The organism is Frankia sp. CcWB3, assembly GCF_977927595.1.
Map to the genome: position 1 here is coordinate 20,718 of NZ_CDWRCK010000022.1, position 6,554 is coordinate 27,271.

Consider the following 6,554-nt stretch of genomic DNA (forward strand, 5'->3'; position numbering starts at 1 on the left):
ACTTGGTGTGCAGCCGGCGGGTGTTGCCGGACGGATGCATGGACATCATCTGGAGTTCCGACGCCAATCTGATCGTCGCGGGGCCGGACACGGCGGCGAAGCTGGTGCGCTGGGCACCAGGCGTGCGGCACGTCGGGCTCCGCTTCGACTCGGGCTCTGGACCATCCCACCTCGGAGTGGCCGCGGACGAACTGCGCGACCAACGCATCCCGCTCGCCGACCTGTGGGGCGACGGACCGGCGCAGCGACTCGCCGAGCGGCTCGCCATGGCCGCTGATCCCCTGGTCGCATTCGAGTCGTCGATCGCCGCCCGGCCCGTTCACCCGGCGCTCGTGGACCGGTTGGTTCCCGCCGTTCTGGCGGGTGCCCGCGCCCGGGCGCCCGTGGACGACCTCGCGCGCATAGTCGGGCTGAGCGAACGCCAGCTGCTGCGTCGCTGCCGGCGCGTCTTCGGATATGGCCCGAAGACGCTCGCCAGGATCCTCCGGATGCAGGACGCCCTGCACGCGGCGCGGGCCGGCATCCCGTTCGCGGTCGTGGCGGCCGAGGCCGGCTACTCCGACCAGGCGCACCTCGCCCGGGAGGTACGCGCGCTCGCCGGAGTTCCGCCGACCCGTCTCATCCGAACTGCCAACGTTCAGGACGAACTGGACGTCTCGGTAGCGGATGTCGCGGATATCGCGGATATCGCGGCCACTACGGGCAGTGGGGCGTAGAGGTCGACGTGGTTGCCGTCTGGATCGAGCACGACCGCGTACCGCTGGCCCCAGAAGGCGTCCCAGGGCGGAAGGTGGCCGGCGTGACCGGCGCCGACGAGGTCGGCGTAGACCTCGTCGACCTCGTCCGGCGTGTCGCAGGCGAAGGCCAGCCCGACCCGCGGCGAGCCGGTACCCGCCGACCAGTGCGGATCAAAGGATCGGATGGTCGCCTCGCTGTCGAACGCGAGGCGTAGACCGCCGGGCAGCTGCACCTCGACGTGCGGCTGGGCGTCGGCCCCGGCGGGCAGGTCGAGGCCGAGCCGGCGGTAGAACGCCAGGGACCGGGCCATATCAGCGACGATCACACCGGTCAGGGTGAACGATGGTGGCATGAGGGCACCGTAGGGCCGGCAGGCGGGCCGGGTCTTGTAGGAAACGGACACCTCACCCGACCGGGTCGTGGACCTCCGCACGGCGCAGCACGCCGTCGAAGACCAGCTCGGCGGGCCCTCGCAACAGCACGGTCTCCGGCTGCCAGATCACGACCAGGCCGCCGCCGGGCACATCCACCTCGACCTCGACCGGCGCACCCCCCGGCCGAGCACCTCGCCGGGCCGCCCAGGCCACCGCGACCGCGCAGGCACCGGTGCCGCAGGACGCGGTCTCCCCGACCCCACGTTCGAACACCCGCATCGCCACCCCACCCGGCCGGGCGACGACGATCTCCACGTTCACCCCGTCCGGGAAGTCGACCGGGGAGAACGACGGTGGTCGGGTCAGGTCGAGCCGACGCAGCCCGGCGACGTCCAGGTCGTCGGCGAAGCAGACCGCGTGCGGATTACCCATCGAGACCGCGGTCGCGGTGAAGGCACGATCGGCGACGGTGACCGGGGCCCCGGGTCCGTCGATGATCCGCGGCGGTCCCATGTCGACCGTGACGTCACCGTCCACCGCGACCTCGACGAGCCGCAGCCCGGCGCGGGTCGCGACGTGGAACCGTCCCGGCCGGGCGTATCCGGCGTCGACGAGGTAGCGGGCGAACACCCGGGCGCCGTTGCCGCACATCTCGGCAATCGAACCGTCAGCATTGCGGTAGTCCATGAACCAGCGCGCCCGGCCGGCCAGACCGGCCGCCTCGGGAACCGCGGCGCAGAGCACCACCCGCAGCACCCCGTCGCCCCCGATGCCGGTCCGCCGGTCGCACAGCGCGCGCACCAGGCCCACGGTGAGGTCGAGGTCCCCGTCGGGATCCGGCAGGAGGACGAAGTCGTTGCCCGTCCCGTGGCCCTTGACGAATCGCAACCCCAGCTCGTCCCGCACGTCGCCGATCGTACGGGGGACGCCGCTCGGCACCTGACGACCGGGCTCCCGCGGCGGCGTCAGCCGGCGGCGGCCCGCGCCCACTCCCGCATCCGGTCGTCGGAATGCGACGGCTTGTACCAGCGGTCGGGCCGGCCGCGCCCGAGGGCGATCATCCGAGCGTCCTCCACCGGCACCGGCGGACAGAACACCGGTCCGATGGCGCGATCGCAGCCAAGATCCACCACCCGGGACGCCAGGCGCGCGGTGTCGACATCGTCGGCGACGACGGGCAGGCCGCGCTGGTGGGCGAGCCGGACGATGGCCGCGAGCACGGCCTCACCCTCGAGGTCCTTCATGGTCGCCCGCAGGAACAGGCCGTCGATCTTGACGAGGTTCAGCGGCAACTGGTCGAGCACGGCCAGCGAGCCCAGCCACGTGCCGAAGGACCCGACCGCGATCGCCACCCCGAGGGCACGCAGCCGGGTCAGCAACCGGGGCACCATCGGCGCGGCGAGCCCGAGGGTCTGCTCGCTGAACTCGAGGCCGATCGCCCCGGCCGGCAGCACCCGGCCCGAGACGAGCCGGTCGACCTCGGCCGCGAAGGCGAGGCTGGCAAGCTGGCGGCCATCGATGTTCACCCACAACCGGGGCGGGCGGATCGGCGTCCCGACCGCCATCCGATGCCAGGTGCGCGCCTCGGTCACGGCCATCCGCAGCACCCACTGGTCCACCTGATGGACGAGGCCCGCGGCCACGGCGATCGGCATGAAATCCGCCGGGCCCAGCACCCCGCGTTCCGGGTGCAGCCACCGCGGATGGGCTTCCATCCCCGGCACCGACCCGTTGCGCAGGTCGACCTCCGGTTGGAAGTGCAGCCGCAGCGAACCATCATCGAAGGCGGCGTAGAGCGCGGGGACGAGAGTCAGGTCGGGTGGGGTACCAGCATCAGCGGTGGGCGCGGTCACATCGATCTCTCCAGACGCCGTGCGGGACCGGCCGCCGCGCACCGGCCACCGGCGACGCCACGCATTGGCGGCGGCCCGATCGACCCCGACCCGGTCGGCCGATCACCCGTCAGAGCGAACCCACCAGCCGTCGCACCTGGGTGACATCTGGTTGGTCCAACCAGGCTATCCGGTTATCCCGCCGGAACCAGGACCTTTGTCGACGGGCAAAGCGCCGCGTCGCCGTAATTGTGGCGAGCTTGGCCTGTTCAGCGGAGTCCATTGCGCCGTCGAACCAGGCCAGAACCTGGGCATAGCCCAGTGCGCGAGACGCGGTTCGGCCTTCCCGCAGGCCGCATTCCACCAACCTTCGCACTTCGTCAGGAAAACCAGCACCCCACATTTTCTCCACCCGGTCCGTGATCCGTTGGTCGAGATCGGGGCGATCCACGCCGATCTGCACGACCTCATAGACCGAGCGGTGCTCCGGCAGGGTGGCCGTGAAGGTTCCGGTGAGCTCGACGACCTCCAGGGCACGCACAATCCGCCGGCCGTTGCTGGGCAGGATCGCCGCGGCGGCCTGCGGTGCCAGCGCGGCCAGCCGGTCGTGCAGCGCCGGGGCGCCGACGCGGGCCAGTTCCTCCTCCCACCGCGCCCGGACGCCCGGATCGGTCCCCGGGAAGGTCAGATTGTCGAGAACCGCGCGGACGTAGAGCCCGGAACCGCCGACCAGCACCGGAATGCGCCCGGCGGCGAGCAGATCGTCGATTACCCGGCGGGCGTCCACCTGGAAGCTCGCGACGTCCGCGGGATGCGTCACGTCCCACAGGTCGAGCAGATGGTGGGGCACCCCGCGACGCTCCGCCTCGGGAACCTTGGCGGTACCGATGTCCATCCCGCGGTAGAGCTGCATCGAGTCCGCGTTCACCACCTCGCCGCCGAGGGCGAGCGCGATCTCGATGCCGAGGTCGCTCTTCCCGCCAGCGGTCGGCCCCACGACCGCCACCACCGGCCCCCGGCGCGGTTCCTCCTGCCTGTTCATCCTCGCTCGGCAACATCCCGTGTCCAGAGGGCAACCAGATAGCCGACACCGTACGGCGCGTCGTCATACCGGAGGTCACTGTTCCATGCCCCCGGGCCCAGGGACCCCGGGCCCGGGCCGTCCCGGGTCGCGGCGAGCAGGGCGCCGGCCAGGACCTGCCAGGACGCCCGGCCCGCGGCGAGCAGCTCCCGGGCCAACCCCGGGTCCAGGGCGAGCAGGCCGGCTGGATCCCCCGCGGCCAGCGCCGCGGCGGCGGTCGCGTCGAACGCCGCGGCCCGTGGATCCAACCCGCCGGGAGCCTTCAGCGTGCGACAGGCCGAGCCGTCGCCCATCACGAGCAGTGCGAGGCGTTCCTGCGGAGCGGAGCCCGCGACCAGCCGCGATCCGAGTGCGACGGCCCCGTCCGGAGAGATCTCCGCGGGCACCCCGACGGCGGTGCGGGCGCCGGGCCAACCGACGGCGCCCAGCAGCCAGGCGCCGATCGTGATCGACAACGGTAGAGGGGGCGACGGTAGGACGGGCGACGACGGGACAGACGGCGACTCGGGGGCCAGCGCGGTCGGGCCGAGGTCCACCCGGAGATCCACGCCGAAGCCGGCCAGCGACCCGAACGCGGCGGGGCCGTAGGACACCTCGGTCGCCGCGTCACCCACCACCACGATCGTGTCCGGCTTGGTGGCACACAGCAGGCGCACCGCGTCCACCGCGACGGCCCGTGCCTCGATCGGCTCACCACAGCCGACCTCGGGAACCAGCAACGGAGGATGAGGACAGACCGCGGCGGCGACGAGGGTCATCGACGTACCGGAGTACAGCAGGCGTCCGCGCCGGCCGACGCCGTGCCAGCAGACGCCAGGCCGACGGGACCGGGCGAGGACGGCCGCAGGGACGGGATGCCCAGGGTGACGATCGGCCGTCCGCCTGCCGGCTGCTGCGCGGCGGCCGCACCGCCACCGTCACGCCCGAGCGCCCACGCGTCCCCCGCACGGGTCGCCCGGTGGGACCGCAGGGGGCCGTCGGCGGTGAGGTGGTGGGGTGCCGCCCGCGTCACCACCGTCTCGACGACGTCGCCCGGGCGCACCGTAGGCGCGACCGCGGCGCCGCCCGCCCTCGAGCCCGAGCCGGTGGGCGAGCTCGCGGCCTCGTCCGCGCGGAAGTGCACGAGCCGTCCGTCCCGGGCCCGGCCGGACATCCGGCCGGTGGCGCCGTCCTTGCGCCCCTCTCCCTCCGAGACCAGCACCTCGACCCGCCGGCCGACCAGGGCCCGGTTCTCCGCCCAGGAGATCTCGTCCTGCAGGGCCACCAGCCGGGTATACCGGTCGGCTACAGTCGCCCGGTCCACCTGGGCATCCATGGTCGCTGCCGGGGTGCCCGGGCGAGGCGAGTACTGGAAGGTGAAGGCGCCGGAGAACCGGGCCGCCCGCACCACGTCGAGGGTGTCGGCGAAGTCCGCCTCGGTCTCGCCGGGGAAGCCCACGATGATGTCGGTGGTGATGGCCGCGTCGGGCATGACTGCCCGCACCCGCTCGACAATGCCGAGGAACCGGTCCCGACGGTACGAGCGGCGCATGCGGCGCAGCACGGTGTCCGACCCGGACTGCAACGGCATGTGCAGCTGGTGGCACACGTTCAAGGTGGTCGCCATGGCCTCGATGACGTCATCGGTGAAGTCGCGCGGATGCGGTGAGGTGAAGCGGACACGTTCGAGACCGTCGACGCGACCGCAGGCGGCCAGCAGCTTCGCGAAGGCACCGGGATCTCCCAGGGAGCGCCCGTAGGAGTTGACGTTCTGCCCCAGCAGCGTGATCTCCAGGGCGCCCTCCGCGACCAGGGCCTCGACCTCGGCGAGCACGTCGCCCGGCCGGCGGTCACGCTCGCGGCCACGCAGGCTGGGGACGATGCAGAAGGTGCAGGTGTTGTCGCATCCCACGCTGATGCTGACCCAGGCCGAGTGATGGCTGGCCCGCCGGGTCGGCAGAGAGCTCGGGAAGACCTCCAGGGCCTCGGCGATCTCGACCTGGGCCGCCGCGTTATGCCGCGCGCGCTCCAGCAGCACGGGCAGTCGGTGCAGGTTGTGCGTGCCGAAAACCACGTCAACCCAGGGTGCCCGGTCAAGGATCGCGGCCCGGTCCTTCTGGGCGAGGCAGCCCCCGACCGCGATCTGCATGCCCGGATGGCCCTTCTTCACCGGGACGAGCTGGCCGAGATTGCCGTACAGGCGGTTGTCGGCGTTCTCCCGCACCGCGCAGGTGTTGAACACGACTACATCCGCCTCGCCGCCGGGATCGACCGGGGAGTAGCCGGCGGATTCCAGCAGCCCACAGAGCCGTTCGGAGTCGTGGACGTTCATCTGGCACCCGAACGTGCGGACCTCGTAGCTGCGGCCGTTCACCCGACCAGCCTACGGCGCCTGCACCGGGCCGGGTCTGGGGTCGGGTGCGGGGGCGGGTCTGGGTTGGTCTGGGTTGGGTCCGGAGGGGACGGGATCGCGTCGCGGACCGCCTCGCCAGCGGGACCGGGACCCTCCCCGTCGGGTGCTGGGGCGACCCATCCTGGCCTGGAGGCCGC

Annotated in this window: 7 protein-coding genes; 1 reads left to right on the forward strand and 6 read right to left on the reverse strand. The window is 72.6% G+C overall.

Translation table 11 applies throughout. The annotated features are described in order from the left end of the window. On the forward strand, window positions 1–716 hold a 716-nt coding region (locus tag ACY5KJ_RS03430), incomplete at its 5' end, for a helix-turn-helix domain-containing protein (protein WP_462202779.1). Here ACY5KJ_RS03430 and ACY5KJ_RS03435 read toward each other — a convergent pair. From ACY5KJ_RS03435 to miaB, 6 genes are all read right to left on the reverse strand, one after another. Then, the gene (locus ACY5KJ_RS03435; protein ID WP_462202780.1) at window positions 638–1,090 is read right to left on the reverse strand and encodes a VOC family protein; all 453 of its coding nucleotides are present in this window, start codon (window positions 1,088–1,090) and stop codon (window positions 638–640) included. The two genes, ACY5KJ_RS03430 and ACY5KJ_RS03435, sit on opposite strands and share 79 nt — an antisense overlap. 52 nt (window positions 1,091–1,142) lie before the next feature. Beyond that, a complete protein-coding gene (gene dapF, locus ACY5KJ_RS03440; RefSeq protein WP_462187342.1) occupies window positions 1,143–2,018 on the reverse strand; it encodes a diaminopimelate epimerase in 876 nt (291 codons plus the stop codon). A 59-nt stretch (window positions 2,019–2,077) separates the two neighbouring features. After that, on the reverse strand, window positions 2,078–2,965 hold the full coding sequence (locus ACY5KJ_RS03445) for an EAL domain-containing protein (RefSeq protein WP_462187343.1): 888 nt from the start codon (window positions 2,963–2,965) through the stop codon (window positions 2,078–2,080). Between the two features lie 109 nt (window positions 2,966–3,074). Beyond that, window positions 3,075–3,986 (reverse strand): tRNA (adenosine(37)-N6)-dimethylallyltransferase MiaA, encoded by a 912-nt coding sequence (gene miaA / locus ACY5KJ_RS03450; RefSeq protein ID WP_462187344.1) that lies wholly within the window; start codon window positions 3,984–3,986, stop codon window positions 3,075–3,077. Beyond that, window positions 3,983–4,783 carry a class III extradiol dioxygenase subunit B-like domain-containing protein gene (locus tag ACY5KJ_RS03455; RefSeq protein WP_462187345.1) on the reverse strand — a complete coding sequence of 267 codons (801 nt, stop codon included), beginning with the start codon at window positions 4,781–4,783 and terminating at the stop codon, window positions 3,983–3,985. Before ACY5KJ_RS03455 ends, miaA begins: the two co-directional genes overlap by 4 nt. Further along, entirely contained in the window at window positions 4,780–6,336 is a 1,557-nt protein-coding gene (gene miaB / locus ACY5KJ_RS03460) for a tRNA (N6-isopentenyl adenosine(37)-C2)-methylthiotransferase MiaB (RefSeq protein WP_462187347.1), read from the reverse strand. The genes ACY5KJ_RS03455 and miaB overlap by 4 nt, the downstream gene beginning before the upstream one ends. Between the last annotated feature and the right edge of the window lie 218 nt (window positions 6,337–6,554).